The 20,829-nt window shown below is 49.3% G+C and carries 33 protein-coding genes; 19 read left to right on the forward strand and 14 right to left on the reverse strand.

What is annotated here, in order from left to right:
- Positions 1-15 precede the first annotated feature (15 nt).
- The 6 genes from dnaN (at position 16) to O4H47_RS00180 (ending at position 4,414) form a co-directional block, all read left to right on the forward strand.
- On the forward strand, positions 16-1,161 hold the full coding sequence (gene dnaN, locus O4H47_RS00155; RefSeq protein ID WP_269391902.1) for a DNA polymerase III subunit beta: 1,146 nt from the start codon (positions 16-18) through the stop codon (positions 1,159-1,161).
- Between the two features lie 76 nt (positions 1,162-1,237).
- A complete protein-coding gene (locus O4H47_RS00160; protein ID WP_269391903.1) occupies positions 1,238-1,804 on the forward strand; it encodes a hypothetical protein in 567 nt (188 codons plus the stop codon).
- Complete coding sequence (locus tag O4H47_RS00165; protein ID WP_269391904.1) at positions 1,801-2,082, forward strand: hypothetical protein; 282 nt, start codon at positions 1,801-1,803, stop codon at positions 2,080-2,082. Before O4H47_RS00160 ends, O4H47_RS00165 begins: the two co-directional genes overlap by 4 nt.
- 5 nt (positions 2,083-2,087) lie before the next feature.
- A complete protein-coding gene (locus tag O4H47_RS00170) occupies positions 2,088-2,465 on the forward strand; it encodes a hypothetical protein (protein WP_269391905.1) in 378 nt (125 codons plus the stop codon).
- A gap of 54 nt (positions 2,466-2,519) precedes the next feature.
- The gene (locus O4H47_RS00175; RefSeq protein WP_269391906.1) at positions 2,520-2,990 is read left to right on the forward strand and encodes a hypothetical protein; all 471 of its coding nucleotides are present in this window, start codon (positions 2,520-2,522) and stop codon (positions 2,988-2,990) included.
- A gap of 41 nt (positions 2,991-3,031) precedes the next feature.
- Positions 3,032-4,414 (forward strand): helicase HerA-like domain-containing protein, encoded by a 1,383-nt coding sequence (locus tag O4H47_RS00180; protein WP_269391907.1) that lies wholly within the window; start codon positions 3,032-3,034, stop codon positions 4,412-4,414.
- On the opposite strand, the gene O4H47_RS00185 is transcribed toward O4H47_RS00180, so the two are convergent.
- From O4H47_RS00185 to O4H47_RS00245, 13 genes are all read right to left on the reverse strand, one after another.
- On the reverse strand, positions 4,365-4,589 hold the full coding sequence (locus O4H47_RS00185; RefSeq protein ID WP_269391908.1) for a hypothetical protein: 225 nt from the start codon (positions 4,587-4,589) through the stop codon (positions 4,365-4,367). The genes O4H47_RS00180 and O4H47_RS00185 overlap by 50 nt on opposite strands.
- A complete protein-coding gene (locus O4H47_RS00190) occupies positions 4,589-5,107 on the reverse strand; it encodes a hypothetical protein (protein WP_269391909.1) in 519 nt (172 codons plus the stop codon). The genes O4H47_RS00185 and O4H47_RS00190 overlap by 1 nt, the downstream gene beginning before the upstream one ends.
- 3 nt (positions 5,108-5,110) lie before the next feature.
- Complete coding sequence (locus tag O4H47_RS00195; RefSeq protein WP_269391910.1) at positions 5,111-5,461, reverse strand: hypothetical protein; 351 nt, start codon at positions 5,459-5,461, stop codon at positions 5,111-5,113.
- Between the two features lie 8 nt (positions 5,462-5,469).
- Positions 5,470-7,824: an AAA family ATPase gene (locus O4H47_RS00200; RefSeq protein ID WP_269391911.1), complete on the reverse strand. Its 2,355-nt coding sequence runs from the start codon at positions 7,822-7,824 to the stop codon at positions 5,470-5,472.
- Entirely contained in the window at positions 7,817-8,104 is a 288-nt protein-coding gene (locus tag O4H47_RS00205) for a hypothetical protein (RefSeq protein WP_269391912.1), read from the reverse strand. Before O4H47_RS00205 ends, O4H47_RS00200 begins: the two co-directional genes overlap by 8 nt.
- Positions 8,101-8,724, reverse strand: a complete 624-nt coding sequence (locus O4H47_RS00210; protein ID WP_269391913.1) for an SAM-dependent methyltransferase — start codon at positions 8,722-8,724, stop codon at positions 8,101-8,103. Before O4H47_RS00210 ends, O4H47_RS00205 begins: the two co-directional genes overlap by 4 nt.
- Positions 8,724-9,866: a hypothetical protein gene (locus tag O4H47_RS00215; protein WP_269391914.1), complete on the reverse strand. Its 1,143-nt coding sequence runs from the start codon at positions 9,864-9,866 to the stop codon at positions 8,724-8,726. The genes O4H47_RS00210 and O4H47_RS00215 overlap by 1 nt, the downstream gene beginning before the upstream one ends.
- Entirely contained in the window at positions 9,866-10,162 is a 297-nt protein-coding gene (locus tag O4H47_RS00220; RefSeq protein WP_269391915.1) for a hypothetical protein, read from the reverse strand. Before O4H47_RS00220 ends, O4H47_RS00215 begins: the two co-directional genes overlap by 1 nt.
- Positions 10,159-10,770, reverse strand: a complete 612-nt coding sequence (locus O4H47_RS00225; protein WP_269391916.1) for a hypothetical protein — start codon at positions 10,768-10,770, stop codon at positions 10,159-10,161. The genes O4H47_RS00220 and O4H47_RS00225 overlap by 4 nt, the downstream gene beginning before the upstream one ends.
- Positions 10,770-11,180 (reverse strand): hypothetical protein, encoded by a 411-nt coding sequence (locus O4H47_RS00230; protein ID WP_269391917.1) that lies wholly within the window; start codon positions 11,178-11,180, stop codon positions 10,770-10,772. The genes O4H47_RS00225 and O4H47_RS00230 overlap by 1 nt, the downstream gene beginning before the upstream one ends.
- An 11-nt stretch (positions 11,181-11,191) precedes the next feature.
- Positions 11,192-11,548 (reverse strand): hypothetical protein, encoded by a 357-nt coding sequence (locus O4H47_RS00235; protein ID WP_269391918.1) that lies wholly within the window; start codon positions 11,546-11,548, stop codon positions 11,192-11,194.
- Positions 11,549-11,572: 24 nt separating this feature from the next.
- Entirely contained in the window at positions 11,573-11,977 is a 405-nt protein-coding gene (locus tag O4H47_RS00240; protein ID WP_269391919.1) for a hypothetical protein, read from the reverse strand.
- An 81-nt stretch (positions 11,978-12,058) separates the two neighbouring features.
- Positions 12,059-12,286 (reverse strand): YdaS family helix-turn-helix protein, encoded by a 228-nt coding sequence (locus O4H47_RS00245; RefSeq protein WP_269391920.1) that lies wholly within the window; start codon positions 12,284-12,286, stop codon positions 12,059-12,061.
- Between the two features lie 74 nt (positions 12,287-12,360).
- Here O4H47_RS00245 and O4H47_RS00250 point away from each other — a divergent pair, with 74 nt between their 5' ends.
- Positions 12,361-13,056 carry an XRE family transcriptional regulator gene (locus O4H47_RS00250; protein WP_269391921.1) on the forward strand — a complete coding sequence of 232 codons (696 nt, stop codon included), beginning with the start codon at positions 12,361-12,363 and terminating at the stop codon, positions 13,054-13,056.
- Between the two features lie 4 nt (positions 13,057-13,060).
- On the opposite strand, the gene O4H47_RS00255 is transcribed toward O4H47_RS00250, so the two are convergent.
- Entirely contained in the window at positions 13,061-13,600 is a 540-nt protein-coding gene (locus O4H47_RS00255; RefSeq protein WP_269391922.1) for a hypothetical protein, read from the reverse strand.
- Between the two features lie 434 nt (positions 13,601-14,034).
- Here O4H47_RS00255 and O4H47_RS00260 point away from each other — a divergent pair, with 434 nt between their 5' ends.
- The 12 genes from O4H47_RS00260 to O4H47_RS00315 are packed head-to-tail and all read left to right on the forward strand — an operon-like array spanning position 14,035 to position 20,777.
- On the forward strand, positions 14,035-14,361 hold the full coding sequence (locus tag O4H47_RS00260; protein ID WP_269391923.1) for a hypothetical protein: 327 nt from the start codon (positions 14,035-14,037) through the stop codon (positions 14,359-14,361).
- A complete protein-coding gene (locus tag O4H47_RS00265; protein ID WP_269391924.1) occupies positions 14,358-14,921 on the forward strand; it encodes a Rha family transcriptional regulator in 564 nt (187 codons plus the stop codon). Before O4H47_RS00260 ends, O4H47_RS00265 begins: the two co-directional genes overlap by 4 nt.
- Positions 14,922-14,946: 25 nt before the next feature.
- A complete protein-coding gene (locus O4H47_RS00270) occupies positions 14,947-16,002 on the forward strand; it encodes a hypothetical protein (RefSeq protein ID WP_269391925.1) in 1,056 nt (351 codons plus the stop codon).
- Positions 16,002-16,967, forward strand: coding sequence for a PD-(D/E)XK nuclease-like domain-containing protein (locus tag O4H47_RS00275; RefSeq protein WP_269391926.1), 966 nt, complete (start codon positions 16,002-16,004; stop codon positions 16,965-16,967). The genes O4H47_RS00270 and O4H47_RS00275 overlap by 1 nt, the downstream gene beginning before the upstream one ends.
- Positions 16,964-17,854 carry a recombinase RecT gene (locus O4H47_RS00280; RefSeq protein WP_269391927.1) on the forward strand — a complete coding sequence of 297 codons (891 nt, stop codon included), beginning with the start codon at positions 16,964-16,966 and terminating at the stop codon, positions 17,852-17,854. The genes O4H47_RS00275 and O4H47_RS00280 overlap by 4 nt, the downstream gene beginning before the upstream one ends.
- Positions 17,851-18,063, forward strand: a complete 213-nt coding sequence (locus O4H47_RS00285) for a hypothetical protein (RefSeq protein ID WP_269391928.1) — start codon at positions 17,851-17,853, stop codon at positions 18,061-18,063. Before O4H47_RS00280 ends, O4H47_RS00285 begins: the two co-directional genes overlap by 4 nt.
- Positions 18,050-18,520: an HNH endonuclease gene (locus O4H47_RS00290; RefSeq protein ID WP_269391929.1), complete on the forward strand. Its 471-nt coding sequence runs from the start codon at positions 18,050-18,052 to the stop codon at positions 18,518-18,520. The genes O4H47_RS00285 and O4H47_RS00290 overlap by 14 nt, the downstream gene beginning before the upstream one ends.
- Entirely contained in the window at positions 18,517-19,614 is a 1,098-nt protein-coding gene (locus O4H47_RS00295; protein WP_269391930.1) for an ATP-dependent DNA helicase, read from the forward strand. Before O4H47_RS00290 ends, O4H47_RS00295 begins: the two co-directional genes overlap by 4 nt.
- On the forward strand, positions 19,614-20,015 hold the full coding sequence (locus tag O4H47_RS00300) for a hypothetical protein (protein ID WP_269391931.1): 402 nt from the start codon (positions 19,614-19,616) through the stop codon (positions 20,013-20,015). The genes O4H47_RS00295 and O4H47_RS00300 overlap by 1 nt, the downstream gene beginning before the upstream one ends.
- Positions 20,012-20,308: a hypothetical protein gene (locus O4H47_RS00305; RefSeq protein WP_269391932.1), complete on the forward strand. Its 297-nt coding sequence runs from the start codon at positions 20,012-20,014 to the stop codon at positions 20,306-20,308. The genes O4H47_RS00300 and O4H47_RS00305 overlap by 4 nt, the downstream gene beginning before the upstream one ends.
- Complete coding sequence (locus tag O4H47_RS00310; protein WP_269391933.1) at positions 20,305-20,583, forward strand: hypothetical protein; 279 nt, start codon at positions 20,305-20,307, stop codon at positions 20,581-20,583. The genes O4H47_RS00305 and O4H47_RS00310 overlap by 4 nt, the downstream gene beginning before the upstream one ends.
- Entirely contained in the window at positions 20,583-20,777 is a 195-nt protein-coding gene (locus O4H47_RS00315; protein WP_269391934.1) for a hypothetical protein, read from the forward strand. The genes O4H47_RS00310 and O4H47_RS00315 overlap by 1 nt, the downstream gene beginning before the upstream one ends.
- Positions 20,778-20,829 lie beyond the last annotated feature (52 nt).

A 20,829-nucleotide genomic window follows, 5' to 3' on the forward strand; every position in this document is an offset into this window, starting at 1 on the left:
AAAGGAACTAATACCATGAACACAGCAACACAAATCCAAACCATTGAGAACGTACAAATTGCACAAAACGTAACATTTGAGCGCACCAGCGCCCTAGCGGCAATGAAGGCGGCAATTCTTGCCTCAGATGCTAGATCAACAGTGCCAATTTTGGGCAGCGCCAAACTTGAATTTGCCAATGGTATTGGCACAATTACTTGCCACAATCTTGATGTTGAAATTGAGGCGCAATTTGCCACGGAGTGCGATAATTCAGGCGCAGCGGTGATCAATGCAAAAGACTTTGAAAAGCTGCTAACCAAGCTAAAATCTGATCAATTCAGCTTGGAAATTGGCGACAATGCCACGCTTGGCGATGGGAAGCGCTCTTACACCTTGCCAATGGAAGATTTGGACCAATTCCCAAGCTTGCGACGTATCGACGCCCAATCAACCCTAGTAATGCCAGCGCAAACCCTTTTTCAAGCAATCCAACGGGTCAAGGGCGCAATTTCAACCGATGAAACCCGCTATTACCTCAATGGCGTTTACATGCACCATGAGGACGGGTTTTTGAAGTTCGCGGCCACTGACGGGCACCGCCTATATGTTCAACAATATGCACAAAATGCGCAAGACATGCCCGGGGTCATTATCTCAAGCGACACAATCAAAATGCTCGAAAAGATATTAAAGGGCCAAACCTGCCCAATTTCAATTGACGTGAGCGAAAACCGCCTTGTGGTGCGCGTTGGTGACGTGACAATTCGTTCAAAGTTGGTTGAAGGCACATTTCCAGATTACCACCGTGTAAAACCCAATTTTGACTATTCCAAACCGGAAGCTGAATTGGAAATTGAACAAGCTGAGTTTTTGCAAGCAATCAAAGATGTAACTATCTTGGCAACTGGTAAATCAGGTAAGGCGATTGTCGTTGAAAACACCGAGGATGGCCTATCATTAAAGACAATCATCAACGGTTCAATCTCAACGACAAACATCAACGCTCAAGGCGATTTGCCTTACAAATGCGGGTATAATTCAACATATTTGGCGGACCTTTTGACCGTGTGCGGTGCTGGCTCGATTACCTATCGCGCTGAAGACGAGCGCTCACCTTGTCTGATCACTGCTGAAGGCGCTGAGGGCTGGCAGGGCGTTGTAATGCCAATCCAGGTCTAAACGCTCGCCACCGCCTAACAATGGGGCAGCAATGCCCCTACCCCGTCAACTTGACAACAGAACAGGACAAACGAACATGACCAATGCAATAGAGTTTAAATGCCGAACGTGCGGCGGCGAAGAGATTGTTTGGGGCGCTACAGTCAAATGGGACAAAGCCAACCAATGCATGGAACCGGGGAACAATCTTGAGGGCGCGTATTGTGACAATTGCGAGGCTGATATTGATCCAGTACAGGTTGATACAGGCAAGCCGTTCAAGACCCCAATCATACTGAACGAAAGCCAATCGTTTGACCTTTTGTGCCTCTTTGAAATTGTGAGCGATTGCACTTTGACTGAGCACGAAACCAAATATCCAAACATCAACCGACTGCGAAGCGACATAGGGATCGCTGAATTGCGCGACCTACTGATCAAATTAACACCAGCGCTTCACACGCTCTACAATGATCACATGACCGACGACGAGCGAGAGCTATTTGTGCCGTTCGATTATGATTTTGTGCCGTGGTTTGTCGATCTTTTGGAAACAACTGACGCGCTGCCCTACTATTACGGACGGGGTGAACTTGTTGAGGTGAAACCGTTCGTTCTGCATTTGCTTTTGGAGATTGAACGTCGCAAGGAGCAAGCCGCATGAGCAACGATGACCCAACAAACAACGACCGCGCCCAACGCATAGTCGAGCCGCTAAAGGTGTATCAGATCACTGTAGGGAAGCAAGGCGACGTAATCAGCGGCGATGAAGTCAAGGATATGCTCATCGACCTGCGCCATTTTTGCGATGCTAAGAAGCTGGATTTTGATGATCTCGTTAGCTCCTCTAACACGCATTACCAATGTGAAATTAACCCGAGAGATGTCGACGGCGGCCCAATTGCCGATGCTGTTGAATTTCCCGAATGGAGCGAGGAGTAAGCACAATGAAATTCGAAGTTTCAATAGGATTTGACAGCCGCGCCTATGCGACAATTGAACTTGAAGCAAATGACATCGATGAGCTGGAAAGCGTTGACTACCGGGGCATAATTCAGAATGGTGGCGTTCACGTTGAGCACTCAGATTTTGACATGCCGCTTAACATCAATATCATTAGTGCAACCGATGAAGACGACGAGCACCATCACATTGACCATGAGATTGAAGATACGTTGAATATCACTGGTCATACGTGTTTATCAACCAATCAAGTCCGCGAACTTATCACAGCCATAGAAAGCGGCACCGCCTATAATTCTGACGTTTACAGCGACCTCAGAAAACAATTGGCCGATGTCGACGCTCCTGCAAAGGGTGACTAGCCCTGCCCTTGCAATGTAATATCTGCAAACCGATTCCCAAATGAAAGCAAACACATGCAAAACAAACTATCGGGCAAGCCCGCAAAGCGATTTTTCGCAAAGGCAATGCCCGCAAATGGCGGCGGGTTCCATGCCCAATATGCAGCGCCAGGGCTTGTGCCTGGATATGTGATGGTAGGTGGCCAGCGACAAAAATTTAACACAGAATTTGAGGCCACATTCACCGCGCAGAAAGTCCTTATTGAAGTTTTACAAAACCGAATTGATGCCCCAGAATTGCGCGACAAATACCAATTGGCCAGCGCCAATGAATTGTCAGAAGCCTTGGACAATGCGGACATTTCTCCCCAATTCTTCTCTTGGTTGACCGGCGCGCGGCCACGAACAGTCTTAGGCTGGCTTGATGGATCAATGGTAATTCCGCACCATGCCTTTTTGTTGTCTCAGCTAGGCGTAGATCAAGCCACACTTGACACAATGGAAGAGATCACTAAGTCGCGTATTGTTGAGGATGACGAACGCTAAATCCATAGCAACGCCAATTGGCAACAGCAAAGGACACACCAATGAAAACAATCAAACTTGGCAAAACTGCCGATGGAAAAGAGATTGGTCTACCGCTCCGACTAGCAAACCGTCATGGCCTTGTGTGCGGTGCGACAGGTACAGGCAAAACCGTCTCCCTGCAAACAATGGCCGAACAATTCTCTAAAGCTGGGGTGCCAGTATTTGCCGCCGACATCAAAGGCGACTTGTCCGGTATTGCCAAGCCAATGCCAACGGTGTTTTGGGACGTTTTTGGCCAGCATGGCCAGCCGATCAAAACCAGCATCCAAGAGATGGGTGGTCTAGTTCTGTCCAATATGTTCAATGCCAACCCGACGCAATCGGGCACCATAGAGATTGCGCTTAAACGCGCACGCGACCAGCACGACTATATGCTGGGGCTGGATGATTTAAGGTGGCAATTGCAGGACATGGGCGAAGAGCGCGAAACTGTCTGCTCGACCTATGGCAATGTCACCGCTAGCTCAATCAATGCCATCCAACGCAATATCATGGCCCTTGAAAGCCAAGACGGTGGCGCGTTGTTTGGTGAGCCGCCTTTTGACATCGAACAATTCATGCAAACCACAGATGGATTGGGCAATATCAACCTTTTGCACGCCGACCAGCTCATGCACACGCCCAAGCTCTATGGCGCCATAATTTTTTGGCTGTTGAATGAATTGCTCAAACGTTTGCCAGAGGTGGGAGACGCCGACAAACCAAAGCTGGTGTTTTTCTTTGATGAGGCGCACCTGCTATTCAGAGATGCGCCAAAGCACCTAATTGAAGCTGTTGAGCGTGTGGTGCGTTTAATCCGGTCCAAGGGGGTTGGTGTCTATTTCGTCACACAATCGCCTAGCGACGTACCAGATCGCATCCTCGCGCAGCTTGGCAACCGCATCCAGCACGCCCTTCGCGCCTATACGCCAAAGGAACAGCGTTTGGTCAAAGCAGCGGCTTCGGCCTTTAGGCCAAATCCTGACATCGATGTTCAAGCATCAGTGTTGGAAATGGGCGTTGGTGAAGCGCTTGTCTCTACCTTGCTCGACGATGGTGTTCCAATGCCAGTTGAGCGGGTGAAAATGAACTTGCCAACCTCGCAGGTCGGGCCAATTACTGCCGATGAACGAAAAGCAATGCTTAAACTAAGTGTTGATGTTGGTATGGAACAGGCGCATTTCAATTTCCGCAACCGTATGCGGGTGAAGGACAATCTCAAGCCGCTTGAACCGATTCAGGATGAAGAAAAGCACTCCGCCGATGTTGACGAAGTGCTTGCACAATTTGAGGCGGAAATAAGGAAGTCGCCCGATGTTGGAAAACCTTCAAACAATCTGAGAGATGGCCTGATTATGCTGGTGGTTGCTGGCCTTCTGTTTTGGCTTGCGCAGTTGGTGTAGAAACCAATCCATCAATTTCTTCAAGAAGCTTGCGCTCTTGCGAGTTTAGTTCCGAAATCTTTTCACGTAGCGCGGGTCCAGCGGAGGACGTACTGAATTTGTATTGGTCGTTCCATTGCTTGATATTCTGACGCAACTTGTCCAATTCTCGGACTTTATCCATTAAATTTGCCATCACCAAACTCCCACTTCATGCCTGTTAAGCCGCTCGGCAATCATGCCGGCAGCCTTATCGCGTTGATAATTAAATGTTGAATAGGCCCACTTTTTCCGAATGCAAATCTGACGAATTGGGGTGGACCGCCTACCCAGTTCTTTCTTCATTTCGTTCAAGCACCAAATGGTGAGTTTGCGCTGTAGGTCTGGATGACCAATCATTGGACCAGCCAGCCAAGCCTTCATCGGCCCTTTTGGGGTCTTACCGCCAAACATGACCAGCTCTGCGCGCTGAATTTGCCTTGAACCAATTCGGCGGTGCCGTGGCCGATCGTTCTTTGCTTGAATATGCTCAAATGCCAATTCGTCTTTGGTCAGAAATTCCCTTGTGAACTCAGGCCAAGCGCATTTCACACCGCCTGGGCCAACGCGCCCTGCAGTCAACTCGATCACCACAACGGCGCTCACCAAAGCTTCTTTGACGAGCTTTGGCGTCCACAATTCTTGATTGCCCTTGGCATAATCTGGAATGATCACTAACTAGTCCTCGTCAACAACAGCGTTGTACATGTCGTCCTTGATGCAAACCTCAAGAACGCGACCAGCCCAATCTTCGACCGCCATATTTCGACGACCTGCCAACACCTTTAACTGAGCTGCACGCGCATTGGAAACCCTCACCGGAATAACTTTTGAATTGCGGTCATCTTCGGGCAACCCCCAACGCGAACACATGCGGCGAATATTGGGTGCGCCAAACCTACCGCCAAGCATTCTTGAAATGTCGTTTGAGGTCGTGCCCCTGCCCTTTTGGTAGCCAACAAAAGCGGCGACCTTGCCCTTTACACTCCGCGATCTCTTACGTCGGATATTTGTTGTTTTTCGCCGCATCTGAAGTCCTAAAATGGTGGGTTGTCTGGGTCTAAGCCGTATTCTCGCTGAACATCGTCGGGCAACGGATCTGGCGGGTCTTCTTCCTGCGCCATTGGTGGAGGCTTGCGCTCATGGGGTGATTTGATGGCCCATATCACCCCCTTGTCGTTATCACGGCCAATGTAGCCCTTGGAGACAAGCGCAGTGACGTTGCGCTTCAGAACTCCTGCCAATTCCTTCTTACGTGCTTCAGCGTCGTCCTCGGGCGCTGAAAACTCCCAAGTTCGCCGCACCGCACCTACTAAGCTTTTTTGAGGGCAAACTCTTTTGATTTGAGGGCCGATTGTCATGCCAGATGGTGTTGGTACACCGCTCTCTTCAGTCGCCATTCGCAGGGCTTCCATGATCAAAATATGATAGTCGGATAAGCGATCTGGTCGCTCTTCGTTGACTTCGCGATGTTTGGCGGGATTATCGAGAACACAAGTTGTGATGTCATGGCCCTCGTCATCAACCCCAACTTTTAACTCTCGGGTTATGAAGCAAAACAGGTCGCGCGGGTTGCCGTTTTTCAATTTGTCTAAGCGAACCTTACGAACCTCGTCTCCATTTTCATCTTTAATAAAATCAGGCGTGTTGAAACGACTTTTTGATTGCTCGCGCAGTTTGTTAACAAAGATGACGTTCTGCGCATCGTTGTAAAGCGACGAGTGACCAATCATCTTGGACCCGTCCTTTGTCATATGCTGAACAACCCCTACAGTGGTGTTGCACTGGGCTGAAATTGCTTCCAACCGCGCCATGACAGCCCCAACTTCTTTGCCGGAAATATCATCTAAACCTGTGGTCGCTTTCTTGAACGTATCAATGAAAATGGCCTCAATTTTTTGGCCATAGTATTCTGACCAGACATTACACTCAGCAATGAACGCATCCACACTTGCTTGGTCGTTCAAAAAGAGTTTTCCCGTCAAAACCACGAACGGAATGTCCGCATTTTCAGGAATACCTTTATCTCGACGGAAGCCTTCAAGGCGAAGCAGAACGCCGTTGGCATCCTCCCCAGCTTGATAAATCACCAAGCCTTGCCGTGTCTTTTGTTTGGCAAAATCTTGTCCCAAAGCAATCCGCATGCCCATATCAATGGCCACAAATGTTTTTCCGGCTTGAGACTCCCCTGCCAACATAAATACAGCGTGTCGCTCAACGATGTCCCTGATCAACCAATCGTGCTTGACTTTGCGACCAGCAACTTCACTCATTTGGACTGCGCCAAAACAGGAATGCGGTGCCCAAATAGGGGATTCAGCGACAAGCCTGTTTAGCTCTTCTAGTGTTCCCCCAGCTTCGATCCACTCAACAATATCACCCTTCAATGGCAAATCTGGGAGGATTAGGACTTTTACAGAGGCAGCAATGTGCCGCAGTTTGCGTGCAACAAAGTTGGCGTGGTCTAAGCCAGGGATAACTGGTCGACCATCTGGATGAAATCTAAGCTGACCAGTTTTTGGATTAACTGCTTGCGGGTCGTTGTCAGGGATAATGACAACATTTGAGCCGCGAAACGAGCTCAACAAATCATCATGGAACTTATTCGCACCACCGCTATTGCAGGTGGCTTCAATCCCAAGGGCAACGGAGGCATCAACAGCCTTCTCGCCCTCAACAACAAAGATAGTTTTGCCGGCTTCGCCAGCGAGCTCAATTTCGTTCCTGCGGTAAAGGCTGTGCGTCACTTCGCCAGTAAGCTCAACTGTCTCGCCGTTTGTCAGAGCATCAAAGGTCTCTTGATCAAACTTCTTCCAATCCCCATTGCCCTTAGGCCGCATGTATTTGCCCGGTTCCAGCGACCAAACGAATGAACCATCTGATTTTCCAGATGGGCGGCATTGGGCAAATCTCTTGTCAACCTTACCCGACTTGTTGAGTTCCCAACTTCCGTCAGGCATTTTGAATTGTATGCGTCTGACTTGATAGATCAGCCTGTCGCCATCGAAATAGTCGTAACGATTTACGATCGTGAACTTGCCCTTGGGCTTCTTTTCAGGCTCGGGCTCAGGGTCATTGGCAGGCGCGTCATAATCTGGCGCGCGCTGATCGGACTTTCCTTTAGTGTATTTAGGGTCGCCAACAATATAACCATGCTCTTCGAGCCATTTCATGGCGTCGGCATGATGAGATAACCCCTCTTCGCATTTTATCAGCTCAATGACGCCACCGCCCAAGTCGCTTTCAAAGTCCTTCCAGACGCCCTTGTCGGTGTTGACCACTCGGGAGCCACCGTTACCCCAACGCACCTTATTGCCGCGTTCGTCAGACGGGTCACCCCAAAATTCTTTGGCGATCGGCAATATCATGCTGGCGAAATCAATATCAGCCACGCTTGTTGACCTCCGCCATAAGTTTTAAAAACCTATCGGGGTCTTTGTGCATGACAGCGAACGCGCTTGCGCTCTTCATAAACACATGCGCCTCGCGCAACATCTTCACACTTGGCTTAATGATCAAACCACGCTCAAGCTGGCTATCGTGCCACTGCTGAAGGCGCATCGCATGGTCATAATTGAATTGATGCATTTCCATGAAATCTGGCAATTGACAGACCGAATTGAAGATTTCGGGATCTTCGAGTGATTTGCTGGTGAGTTGGAAAATCATCAATCCCAATCTCCCATTCGTACAAACTTGTTCTTGCTTTTTGGGATCCAATGCAGGCGCGTGTGGCCGCCGCCATTAAAATCCTCTTTGAGCCAAACAACCCAACAATAGGAGGTGGCAGTGCCACCTGATGAATCTATGCGACCTTTGAACATGGGCACACGTTCAACGTATTGAGCTACGAACGACGGAGGAAAAGGTTTGAAAAGCTGCAGATACCGATCTTCGCTTTCAAGGAATGAAGTCCTCACCAACATGGCTACACCATGGCTCGCAACTTCAAACGATTTTAGGATGAACTCTTTGGCAAAAGCGAATGGTGGATTGGTGATCACCCAGTCCGACTTACCTTCATACCCTATCAGATAATCTTGAACTTGACCGAACCCTCGATCCACTAGATCCGAGCTGGCGACCGAAGAAAAATACTCACTCAATGCTCGAGACATATGGCCCTCGCCACACGCAGGCTCTGTGCAGCTGAGTTTATCCAAACAGCCAACATTACCTTCGAGCCAATTGCAGAAAGCGCGCGTTGCCCACAAAGGAGTTGGGTAGTAATCGGTTTTGTCGTCTTTGTCGTGGCGTTGGGCCATCACAGCAGAAGATGTGTTTTGTGCCACTATATTGCCTCGACTGGTTCGATGCCCACGCCGATCTCGCCAAGGTAATTTATGCAACCACCCGCCTGAGCTTCAGAACCACGCCAAGCGTGTTGGCGGCTATCGGTAAAAGACAGCTTATTCATCTTCTTCATGGCCAAGATGTTCTGTTGAAGAAACATCTCTGGGTCTTCGCAGGATGCAATATAAAACAAAGCTGAAGTTGATTTTCGCGGTTGAACGAGTGGTCTCTTGCGAAGCGCTGTTCGCTCGCGCTTCGCTACTGCAATGCCCTTGCCTGCCTTTAGTCCAAATTCATGCAACGTTTGGCTAACGTAAACATTCCGAACGCTCAAACTTGATGCTATGTCCCCAACTGACATATCGGGGGAACACTCAATCATCGATATTATGCGACCACGAATACTATCCGGGTCAACACTAGCTCGACGCTCATGGTCTGTTTTTGGCGGTAGTTCGACACCCCCTCTATATGGCCGTCGTTTCATCCTAATTCCGTGTATTCTGCATACTCGGCTAACATAAGATGCTGTACATTTGACGGCCTGCATAACACCATCCAGATCCGCCCCTGGGTTGTCTTTTAAGTACAGAACAATTCGGTCTTCGACTGTCACCTTGTTGTGTTTTTTTGGCTTTTTCCCCTTGTTTGGAATGTGGCTGTCGGCCTCATTTTTAACGACAGCCACATCGCGACTTTCTGTCGACTTAACATCGTCTACATTTTCGCCTCCTGTGTTGGCGTTAAGGCTTTCTTCGCTCACTTCCGCGATTGCCTCAGTGCTGGGTAAAACCGATGGGACGGAAGCTTCCACATCTGTAATTTTGGCAATCGAAGCTGCATGATTGACTTCAATCGCAATTGGTTCCCCGCCACCAACCGATGAGGGAGGAGGAACATCGGAGGAGGGATTTGGCGGCGGGGCCATGTCGGCAGGATCAGTGCCGAGCATTTCTTGAATTTCGTTCAGGTGTGCAACATATTGGTCTAGTTTTTGACGTTGATCGCGCAACTTGCCCAATGCAGCATGTTCAAGGTCCAGTTTTCCCGCAAGCAATTCGATGTTGTATTTGCGCTGCCCTAGAAGCTCATCAACCAATGCAATCCGATTTAAAACTTCGATTTTGGTGTTAAGAGACATTAGCTGCACCCCGTTGTCGAACCGCAAGTTTGGCACTTGAGGCATGTTCCATTTCTAACCATTGTCATGTTGCCGCATTCGGAGCAGGCATCGCCTGTGTAGCCCTGCATTTGCGCTTGCGCGCGTTGCTGTTTGGCCCCATCGGCATCTTTGGCCACAGGGTCTGCCAACTGGTTCCAGTGAGCCACAAACGCTGCACAAGCGTCTTCATAACCGTGCTTGTTTAGGAAATTGCAGCAGATATTTGCAGCATCCAAAGTGCCAGCTTCATATGCGTCTTTTACAGTCTGGCTCACTTTGCTGCCCTCGCTTTTCGACGGGCTTTTTGGTCATCAAGCTTGGCTTTAACTTCGCGCATAATCGCGTCTGCGTTTTCCGGCATCCGAGAAACAAATGACTGGCGAAATGGAATTGAAACTTCACAAGCTCTTGCAGCCCAAATCGCCTGCGCGTCGGTTTCGTCAAAGCCAGTTTCGTCGTCTGCCCAGCCAAGTTCGCAACAACGAGAATGCACCAAGGGCTTTGCTGTTGCTCTTGGTGGCGTGCCCTTCCCGATAAAGAGCTTACGCACAGTCGACGGGTAATAACCGACCGGCTCTTTGCGAGACTTAAGAAATACAGCGGTTGAAATATTGGCATGTAATCCAATAGTGAGTTTCATCGTGTTTGGATTGGAGTTGCCTTTTGCATCTGGGGTAAGAAATGGCAATTCAAGCACAACCTGATCTGGTTGAAGTTCGTCCATCATCTTTGAGGTCCACACCAATGCGTTTGCGCATTTAATGATGGCACTTTCCCCATCAAACCGATGGGTGCCACTTTTCATTGGCTTGCGCCCCTCACCCACTAGGCCAAAGGCGAAACCAATATTTGTGGCAATATCTAGGGAGAGGAGCGTGCTCATTATTGCACCACGGACAAGCTGTTGAGGGCTTCTGCACCTTCGCGCTGTTCTTGATCATCGCGAGCATTTTGCTCGTCGAGCTTGTCATCTGCTCGACGTTCAAGAACATCGCCCAACGGCGTGCCGCTGAGCCCTTTGTCCTTGGCAATCCGCGTTTTCAGCATGTCGTTAAAGTCTTCACGATCCTTGTCGCGAACTTTGTCCATTTGATCGACAGCGCTACGTAGTTTTTTGATGGTCGCAATTGTGCCGTTCAAAGCGCCGGTTGGGACGCCAAGGTTCTTTGCCCGGACCTTGATTTGCTTTGTATTCTTTTTGTGAAGTTCCTTGGCTGCGGCCAGTTTGTCGTCTTCCGCAGATAGTTCTTCAAAGATCTGGTCTAAATCGGACTCGTCGTACGTGTTGCTCATCTGAGCATCTCCTATTTGGGTTGGGGATTGGTTGGTTCACACTCGCAACAGACGTAGACGCCATCTTGGTAAGTGGTGAAGTTGTCGTGGGGGCCGAGCGGCGTGGCGCATGCTTCACACCTTTCGAAGAGCTCCCCACCTGGTAGTGTTTCAAGGAGCGTTTCTTCGATGTCTTTAAGATGTGAAATTATGGTCAGCTCCTTGTAGTGAACGACATTTCTGCCGATCAATGTGGCGGCATCACCAAGATGCCCTAAAGCCTCTGCCAGCTGTTCGCGGGTGATTGGCTCTAAATCGCTTAGCCGACGCTCATGCCCATCGGGTTCAGGTGCGCGTTTTGGTTTAGGAAATTTGGTAATCTCTGTCATTGGTCCACCTAGATGTGGACTGACCTATGCGTGGCCTACTTGCCCCGCACCGCTTTGAATAAAGTCTGGATCAGCCCGATAAGTTTGGCGGCGTGGCGATGCCACTGTTCTGCCGCGAATAGCTTCGCGTTGAGCGCGATAGAACTCAGCCCGACGCAAATGGTGTTGTTCTGCTTCTTCAAGCGCATGTATTGCTCCATCCAAAACCGCGATGTCTGAAAGTGCGCGCGCTCTGTCCATTTCTTGAGAGCGAATGCAATCGGATTCGGATTGCCAAAAGCCCTTGGCCCTACGGCTCGTTACTCTGAGCTTGCGTGCGATGTATGGGAAAATTCTGTCTTGCTTCGAACCTTCTGGCATCCCTTTTGCCAGCAACCGAACAAGTCCACTCATCTCGTCAGCTGGATTATCCGTTTTTCCGTCAAACATATCCGACCTCCTGGTTTGTGGGTTTGTTAGTGTTCAGTTAACGAGAGCAACAAGTGATTTACCCACCTTCAATGAAAGCTGTTATTCAGCGTTCGCGGGTTCTGTTTCTAACTCGTCGTATAAATCTGGGCGTATTGTCTCCATTGGCACTCCAATGAACCGAGAAACTCTCGGAACACGGGCTGGTGGGCACGTTACCCAGGCTGAAATGGCTTGTGACGAGATGCAACCAAGAAAGCGGGAAAGCTTTACAGGGCCGCCAGCGGCCTTGATCGCTTTTTGAAGGTCAAATGTTGTTTCTTTGCTCATGCGTCATTGAAAGCACAGCTTACAGAACAATGCAAGCAAAAGTTTCAGTGATTGAAAGAAAGGAAAGTTAAATAATGAAAGCTATGGAATCAATTGGCAGCCGCATCACACATTTGCGAGAAAACATTTTGAAACTCACTCAGGAACAGTTTGCTGAGCGCCTACGTGTTTCCCGAGGGGCCGTGGGTAATTGGGAGCGAAATAAACCAATCGGACGGAAAAGCATTGAAATTATCAGCAGCACATTTGATACTAGTGTTGACTGGCTAATCACTGGTCAGGGGCTCCCCCCGAGTGGCCAAAGTAATATTTTAAGTCAATTGGAACCGCCATCCAACGCGACTATTGTGGGCTCTGTCGAAACAACCCCCACAATCAAGATCCCATTGTATGGGCACGCAGTTGGTGGCGCAGATGGTGAATTTGTGCTGAATGGTAATAAACTCGATGATATATCAGCCCCGCCTGTCCTTTCGGGCATACGCGGGGCTTACGCTGTAACCGTGGCTGGCGATTCAATGGAACCTCGTTATGAGGATGGTGAAACCCTATTTATCGATCCACAAAAGCGCGTTTCAAAGGGCGACTACGTGGTGGCGCAAATACAAACTGAGGAAGATGGACCCATTTGCGCGTACATCAAGAAGTTTGTCCGCCACAACTCGGCAGAGCTGATCTTGGAACAATTCAACCCAACCAAACAACTACAGTTCGATCACGACCATGTGGTTTCAGTAGACTATGTGGTGATGGGTGGGCGGCTTTTTTAGACCACTACTTTTTGGCGATAAACAAACAAACTTGATGGTATGTGCCAACCCCATCGTCGGGGGTGGTTTTGAGGGTAAATTCATACCCGTTTATGGCGTTGGTGGAAGTCACACCACCCAAATCACCAGCAACCCTGCCGGACAAAAACCTCGTGTAGAGCTTGGCGAAGTATTCCAAAGCCACATCAGATCCTACGCCCAACTGATTTCCCACAATCCCAAGTAATTCTTGAAACTCATCTGCTGCGCCAGGGAAAGCAGGCCGCGCGCATAGCTCAAACGTCTCGACAACGGTATCATCTGGCCCGCAAACAAGCGCCCCATATGCCTTCCCACCCCTATTCGCACTATCCCCCATGGGCCCATACTTGAACCACGAAGGAATGGCGCTAGGCGTAACGGTAGAACCATATTCAGACGCGACTTGCACGACCTTTTCCCTAAAACCCGAACACGATCCGGGCGTTGTCGCAAATGCAGATGGGCTCATCAAGACACCTAAAGTTACACCTACAACCAAACAGGATGAAACGCTCAAATTCATAAAATACCGCCTACCAATCTAACAATTTGAACGCAAAATAGCTCAAATTGTCAAATTTGACGAATAATTTTTAGGAGAAAAAAACTAAAGAATGCGCGCACACGGATTCATAATAATCAACTTCCATAAGAGATTATTTCTTACTCCCTACCGTGTATCAAGCGCTCTTCAGAGCGCGCTTGCCGATACCCGTCGTGAGGGCCGGTCACTTCCTCAGTTTCGCTTGCGCTCAACTTCGTAAGTTCCCTAGAAGGGAGTTATTTTCCAAATTTTTCATGTTGTCAACCAAAAAATGTAAGTTGTGCTTTCAATTTCACTTGCACAGCTCTGAAAGTTATGCTTTCATTGCTTTCATCGAAGCAAGACGCTTTCAGGGCTGACAACATGAAACTAGAAGTTCCATCACTAGAAACTCTCATAACACGAGGTCAAAAATGACCTCGATTTTTATTACCTATTTGCAGAACTGTACAACGCCGTCTCTGTTCAAACTCGATGGTGTTTTGCCCTTCATTCAGATTGGTTCTGATTACCTAGACCAAGAGCTCACTGATATCTTCCAACGCTTGTGCAACGTCACCTCCAAGACGGTGCAGCTCGACATTATCGAGCAAAAGCGGCGTATCTGGGAGCGACGGGCAACGAGACTAATCGGCACCCTGCCCTTATCCGAAATCCTCCAAATCAACAAAATGGTCGGCACTCTTGGCGAGTGGTACTTGGCAATTGATGCCGACATACCAGCAGGACGCGCAGCATGAACGACTTGCAAAACATTCCATCAAACATCACCACAATGTCGTCGCGAGAAATCGCAGAGCTTTGTGAGAAACAACACAAGAATGTACTTCGAGATATTGAAGTTATGTTCGAAGCGTTGAGCCTAGACCGGCTCACATTTGAGCGCATCTACACCGACAAACAGGGTCGTGAGCAGCGCGAGTATCACCTCAATAAAGACCTCACCATGACGTTGGTGACAGGCTACAGCATCTTGCTCCGCAACCGTGTTGTTGTTCGTCTAAACGAACTTGAGCAATCAGGCGGTGTGTCTCGGCATGAGTTTGAAACTTTGAAGGCTGCAGTCGAGAACGGCTTTTCCCAAATCAAAAAAGACATTTGGGCTTCCGCTATTCGGACAACCGAGAGCCTTGGCGCTGACTTCAAGCAAAAGCCCTACACGAAGGGCAAGCCAAAACGCTTGGATTACAAGCGCGGAACCCCAGAGCAGCTTGAACGCTGGGACCAGCTTCAAGACCCTCAAACAGTTGTTGGTGATGCGTATGAGCCATCCGACGACGACAGTACCCCTTGGAACTAATCAATAAACTCACGAAAGCCCCAACATGACCGATACACAAGAACTAGCAGTCTCAAATGAGAGCATCGAAGTCCAACAAATCCAACAAATCATTGGCGGAGAGCCAAGCCTTTTGTTCAAAAAACCCGATTTATTGGACCCATTGGTTTCTCATATCGAGAAAGAAATCAAAGAGTTTGATTATGACCTATCCACCGATACGTCACGTCGGGCCGTCATCTCTTTTGCGAACAAGATCAACAAAACCCGGGTGGGAATTGATAAGGCCGGTAAAGAGATCAACCAAGAGTTGGCCAAAAAGCGAGACGCTAACAATGCGTTTATCGCGAGAGCCGCAGAACGCATTAATGGTCTTCGCGACAAAGCGAAGAAACCCCTCACCGATTGGGAAGCTGCTGAAGCTGAAAAAGACGATCGCCGCCAAAAGACGTTGGCTGAGATTAAAATCTTGGGCAATTCAGGATTGGACGACACCTCGGATCAAATCGCGGATCGTTTAAAGACCCTAAAAGCCATGGACCTGGACGCTATGGACATGGGCGACTTTTTGGACGCTGCCAAAGAGCGTCGTGATTACTCCATCTCTTCTCTCAACTCGTCTTACCTGCGTGTCAAAGAACACGAAGATAAAGCTGCAGAGTTGTTGCGCCTCAAGGCCAAGCAAAAAGAAGACGACCGTATTCGCGAAGAAGAGCTAAAAGAGCTGGAAGCTCTTCGCGCTGAAAAGGCCAAACGTAAGGCTGAAGAAGAGGCTGCCAATGCCGACCCTGTTGCCGAAGTAAAGGATAGCGCCCCCGAGCCAGAACGGACTGCGAAGGTGGCTGTTGGGCAGCATCAGGCCACCTACGCACCTGAAGCACAGGAAACCGCACCAGCGAACTCGCAAATCGACCCTGCTGACACATCTCCCACTGAATTTGAAGTTGGCGACCCCGACGAAGACACAGAAGAGGCTCAAGACCCTCGCCTAACCAAGATCATCGCTGTCCTTTGCGCGCGCGGCGAGTTGGAAATGTTTGACGCTATTCGCATTGGCGAAATGCTCTTCAAGGGCGAAGTGCCACACATGGAGCTCGTATAGTGGATAAGCCAATCACAATTGAAGATGGCGAAATTGTCATCGAGAATGGTTTCTACGACATTCCGATCGAATGGTATCACCAGCAATGCTGCGATGGCCCTTCATTGAGCAGTTCTGGTCTGCGCCAAATCCTGCGCAGCCCTGCCGAGTTTTGGAAACACAGCCCTCTCAATCCTGATCGGGAAGAACAACCCGAAAAGGCGGCGTTCATTCTTGGACGTGCTGCTCACCACCTACTGCTGGGCGAAGAGAACTTTAGGGAACACTTCGTCGAACGACCTGCGAAGTTGGATGGTTCCAATTGGCAGAGCAATAGAACCGCCTGCAAAGAATGGCTGGCCGAACAAAAAGAGATGGGCTTGGCAGTCCTTACGCCTGAACAAGTCAAATCCATTCGTGGAATGGCCGGCTTACTGCCGTGGCAAAAGAACTGCCCAAATAGTGGTTTGGCAAATACCCCATTGATCAATGAGACTGGAATGCTGCAGGGGCAAATCGAGTGCTCGTTTATCTGGCAATATGATGGCGTCTGGCTCAAGGCTAGACCCGATAACATTCCGTTGGCCAGCAATGACTATACCGACCTCAAAACGAGCGGTGTTGGCATCGGCAACCACAAGCTGACAAGCACCAATGCAGAACGTGAATACTTCGTTCAAGGCGCAACCGTTGGCATGGGGTCGTCCGCCGTTCTTGGTCGCGTTATGGACGGCTTTCATTTGGTTTTTGTGCAGTCTAACGAGCAATACGCCACCAGCGTAAAGACCATAGAGCAAGAAGACATCATTCTCGGCGAAGACATGATCTTCGTGGCGATTGGCATCTTCAAAAAGTGCCTGACCAGTAACACTTGGCCAACCTCAACAGCAAGCGCAAACGACGCGCAAAACTTACCCCTTCCACAGTGGAAACGCGACGACGTTCGCCGCCGCTTGGACGAACTCCGTGGAGCTTACGGACTATGAGCAACAATCATCTTGTCACAACCGACATTGAAGCCCGAATTGCAAACAAGGTTGATCCAGAGGCGGCAAAGTCCTTTGCCCTTTCGACACGCACAGGCGGCGTTGATGTAGAGAACATGTCGCAGGTCATGGAGTTTGCCAAAATGATGGCGGTTTCAGACGTGGCCGTGCCAAAGCATTTGCGAGCAAACCCCGGCGCATGTCTAGCGATCGTCATTCAAGCGTTTGAGTGGCAAATGAGCCCGTTTGCCGTGGCAAATAAAAGCTATTCGGTTAATGACAGGCTCGCATTCGAAGCCCAGCTGTTGCACGCTGTTATTCTAAACAGAGCGCCCATTGATGGCCGTCCAAACTGCGAGTATTTTGGCGACGGGCAAGAAAGATCAATCCGAATTTGGGCAACGCTCAAGAACGGACAAGAGGTTGAATATGTCAGCCCAAAGATCAAGGACATTAAGCCCCAAAACTCTCCACTTTGGAAAAACGATCCAGATCAGCAGTTGTTCTATTTTGGTGCGCGCGGAATGGCTCGTCGGCATTTTCCAGATGTAATTCTGGGCATATACGCTGCCGATGAGCTTGAAGGCTCAAAGGACATCACACCCAAGCAACACGGAGAAAACTCTGGTCTAGCTGCTCGCCTTACCTCGCGCAACTCAAGACAAACCCAAACCGGTTTCCAAGCCGATGCTGTTGCCCAAACACTGGGCGATGAGCAGCCCGATGTAGATCCAAATACAGCGATTGAAGATGATGCGCGCAGAGCTGCTGCATCTGGCAAGCCGCGCGAATTGCCGCCCATTTGGGACGAAGGCGAACCAGAAGCAGACGTGTGGTTTGCGGCATACGATGCCGAGGTTGGCAACGTCGACGGTGGTGAGGGATGAGTTTCATTCAACGTTACAACCGCAAAGATTTCGTCAAGCTTTCCAATGGCAAGGCAATGATCGAAGTCGAGGTCTTCACTGGGGGGAAGTTCAAAACGCATTTTGGCGTTGTCCATCATCCCGAACCTAAGACCGTATGGGTTGGTTCATATGTCTTCCACTATCAACAAATTCGCAAGTTTAAGGAGATCGGCAATGGCGTCGAATAACCGAAAACTGATCATTAAGCGTCGGCAAGAATCCTTCATTCGCCAAGGCGGACTTTGCTTCTATTGCAACAAGCCTATGTGGGAAGGAGAGGTGGAAAGCAAGACAGCTGCCATGGCGCGGCTAGGTGTGACCCGAACAGAGTTGAAACTCTTAATGTCTACAGCCGAGCATCTATTGCGAAAGGCAGATGGCGGAGGGAACTGCAGGGACAACATTGTTGCCGCTCACGCGATCTGCAACCATTCGCGAGAAGAGCGAACAGTTGAAGAGCACAAAGCCACTCTTTGGATTGATCCGCCTGCGGACGAAGACCCTCGGATAGTTGAAATCATTGACCGGCTGAAGGTAGTCAAAGATGGGAGTCGCTTGCACACCGAATTAATGGGCAAGTTTAAAGCACTACGCACGCACCAGCTTGCCGAACAAATTGGTTACAATTTGCAGGTGACGCTATGAAATGGTCACCTCAACAAGACGACGCACTGAAAGCTGTCTCTGCGTGGCTTATAGACCCAACGGCACCTCAAATTTTCAGATTGTTTGGGTATGCGGGCACCGGGAAAAGCACCCTAGCGCGGCATTTGGCGCAAAGTGCCAGATCTGTTTGCTATGCAGCATTTACAGGCAAAGCAGCACTGGTCATGAAGAAAAACGGTTGTCATGACGCGTCTACCATTCACAGCCTGATCTACAATGTTGGGCAAAAGAAAAGCGGTGAGAGAACTTACAAGCTTAATAAGGATAGTCCTGCTGCGACCGCCGAACTTATCGTCATTGATGAAGTGTCAATGGTCGGGCAAGACCTAGCAAAAGATTTACTATCTTTCGGCACCAAAATTCTGGTCTTGGGCGATCCATTTCAACTTCCACCCGTAAATGGTGAAGGCTTTTTTATTAATGCCGATCCAGATGTAATGCTGACCGAAATCCATAGACAAGCTGCTGAAAACCCCATTGTCCAATTATCGATCGACATTCGTGAAGGGAAGCGGTTGCAGATTGGGAACTATGGCGCCAGCCGAATAATCTCGCGCAGTGATCTCGATCGCGAGGAAATGTTGCAGTGTGACCAAATTCTATGCGGTAAAAATCTTACCCGTATTCAATACAATGATCGCATTCGGAAAATAGACGGTAAACCGCACCGAGAACCAGTGACCGGCGACCGTCTGATCTGCTTAAAAAACAATAAAACCAAGCACATTTTTAATGGTCAAATAGCAACCGTTGAACATGTTTCCGAGGAAACTATTGCCGGAATTAAATGTCAGTCGATGAGGGTTTTGCCCGAAGATCATCGCTATCCGGTAAAAGTTGACACCCCAAATCAATTCTTTGCTGGCGATGAAGAAAACCTAGATTGGCGCGTTCGTAAAAAATTCGATGAATACTATTTTGGCTACGTCATCACGGTTCACAAAGCACAAGGAAGTCAGTGGGATAATGTATTTGTTTTTGATGAAAGTGGTGTCTTCAGAGATAGCGCTCAAAATCATTTATACACTGCGGTGACCCGCGCTGCTGAGAAAATTACGGTGGTGGTGGTGTGATGGCTGGACAAGTAAAACGTCCCGACACGGCATTTTCAACCGACCGCATCGGCTTATTTCGCCGTCCACAACGGACCTGCAAAAAACACCTGCAATTCGTTGCCTCGCTGCCCTCTCTAATACCAGGCACAGGCCGAGTTGACCCCGCCCACATCAAGTTTCGGGAACCCTTATTCGCAAAGCGTGGTGTGGGCGGGGCGGAGAAGCCGGACGATTGCTGGGTGGTGCCTTTGCATAGGTCGGTACACGACCGTCAGCACAACATGAATGAAAAACAATTTTGGCGTGAGCAAGGGATTAACCCGCTGCTTGTTGCAGCACTGCTTTGGCTTCATTCGGGCGACGAAGAAGCCGCAACGATTGTTATCTCAAACGCTAGATATATTGGAGAAGCATTATGAGCGAGAAAGCGACTTGCCGTGGCTGTGGCCGTGTTTTGGAAGGCCACCCCTACCATACCGGGAAAAGTGCATGGATCATGAACCATCGCAAATATGGATTGATCAGGGCACCCTCTTGTCACTACGGCGGGCATGTTTGCTCCGAGCGTTGTGATGTTAAAGCCTGTCGTGAGCTTGAAGGTTCCATGCCCGGCTACAGTGGCGAACCTCGTAGGTTGAGCGGCAACTTAGATCGTGAAATCGCTCGTAAATGGGATGAGCTACGGCGCGAATATCCAGGGGCGATATCATGAAAATCATCACCTATCACTCCGCCAATGCTCGGCCCGAAATCTGCTGGATCGCCTACATCGTCGGTGAAAAACCAAAGAAAACCAAAAGCAATCTCGATCATGGCGAGACGAACGACCCGAAGGGGTTTCTACCAAGTAGGTTTGTTGGCGCCACTGAAGAAGAGGTTTCTGCTATGGCCGTTAAGTGGTGGCAATCGGGTGAGGAAAAGCGAGAGCGGAAGTTGGCCGCTTGGAGGACTGCTGCTGCAAAGCGCGCAGCGAAGGAGACAAAGTGATGGAAGGTTTACTACTAATTATTTTTGCTTTTGCTTTGTTTGATGACGATCTCCCAGCGAGTGGGCACAGCACAACCGACATTTCAGAGCAAGATAAATCTGAGATCTTTGACGATCTATTCGGCACGAAGTCGACGCTCGAAAGCAGAAATCGCTGGATGAAAAAACACTATCCCAACGGTGGTGAGCAATGACCAACAAGCGCAAGAAAAAGCAAATCATCCGCAACGAGCCGGAACAACATGA

The sequence above is a fragment of the Maritalea porphyrae genome, from assembly GCF_027213965.1.
GTDB classification, from domain to species: Bacteria; Pseudomonadota; Alphaproteobacteria; order Rhizobiales; family Devosiaceae; genus Maritalea; species Maritalea porphyrae_A.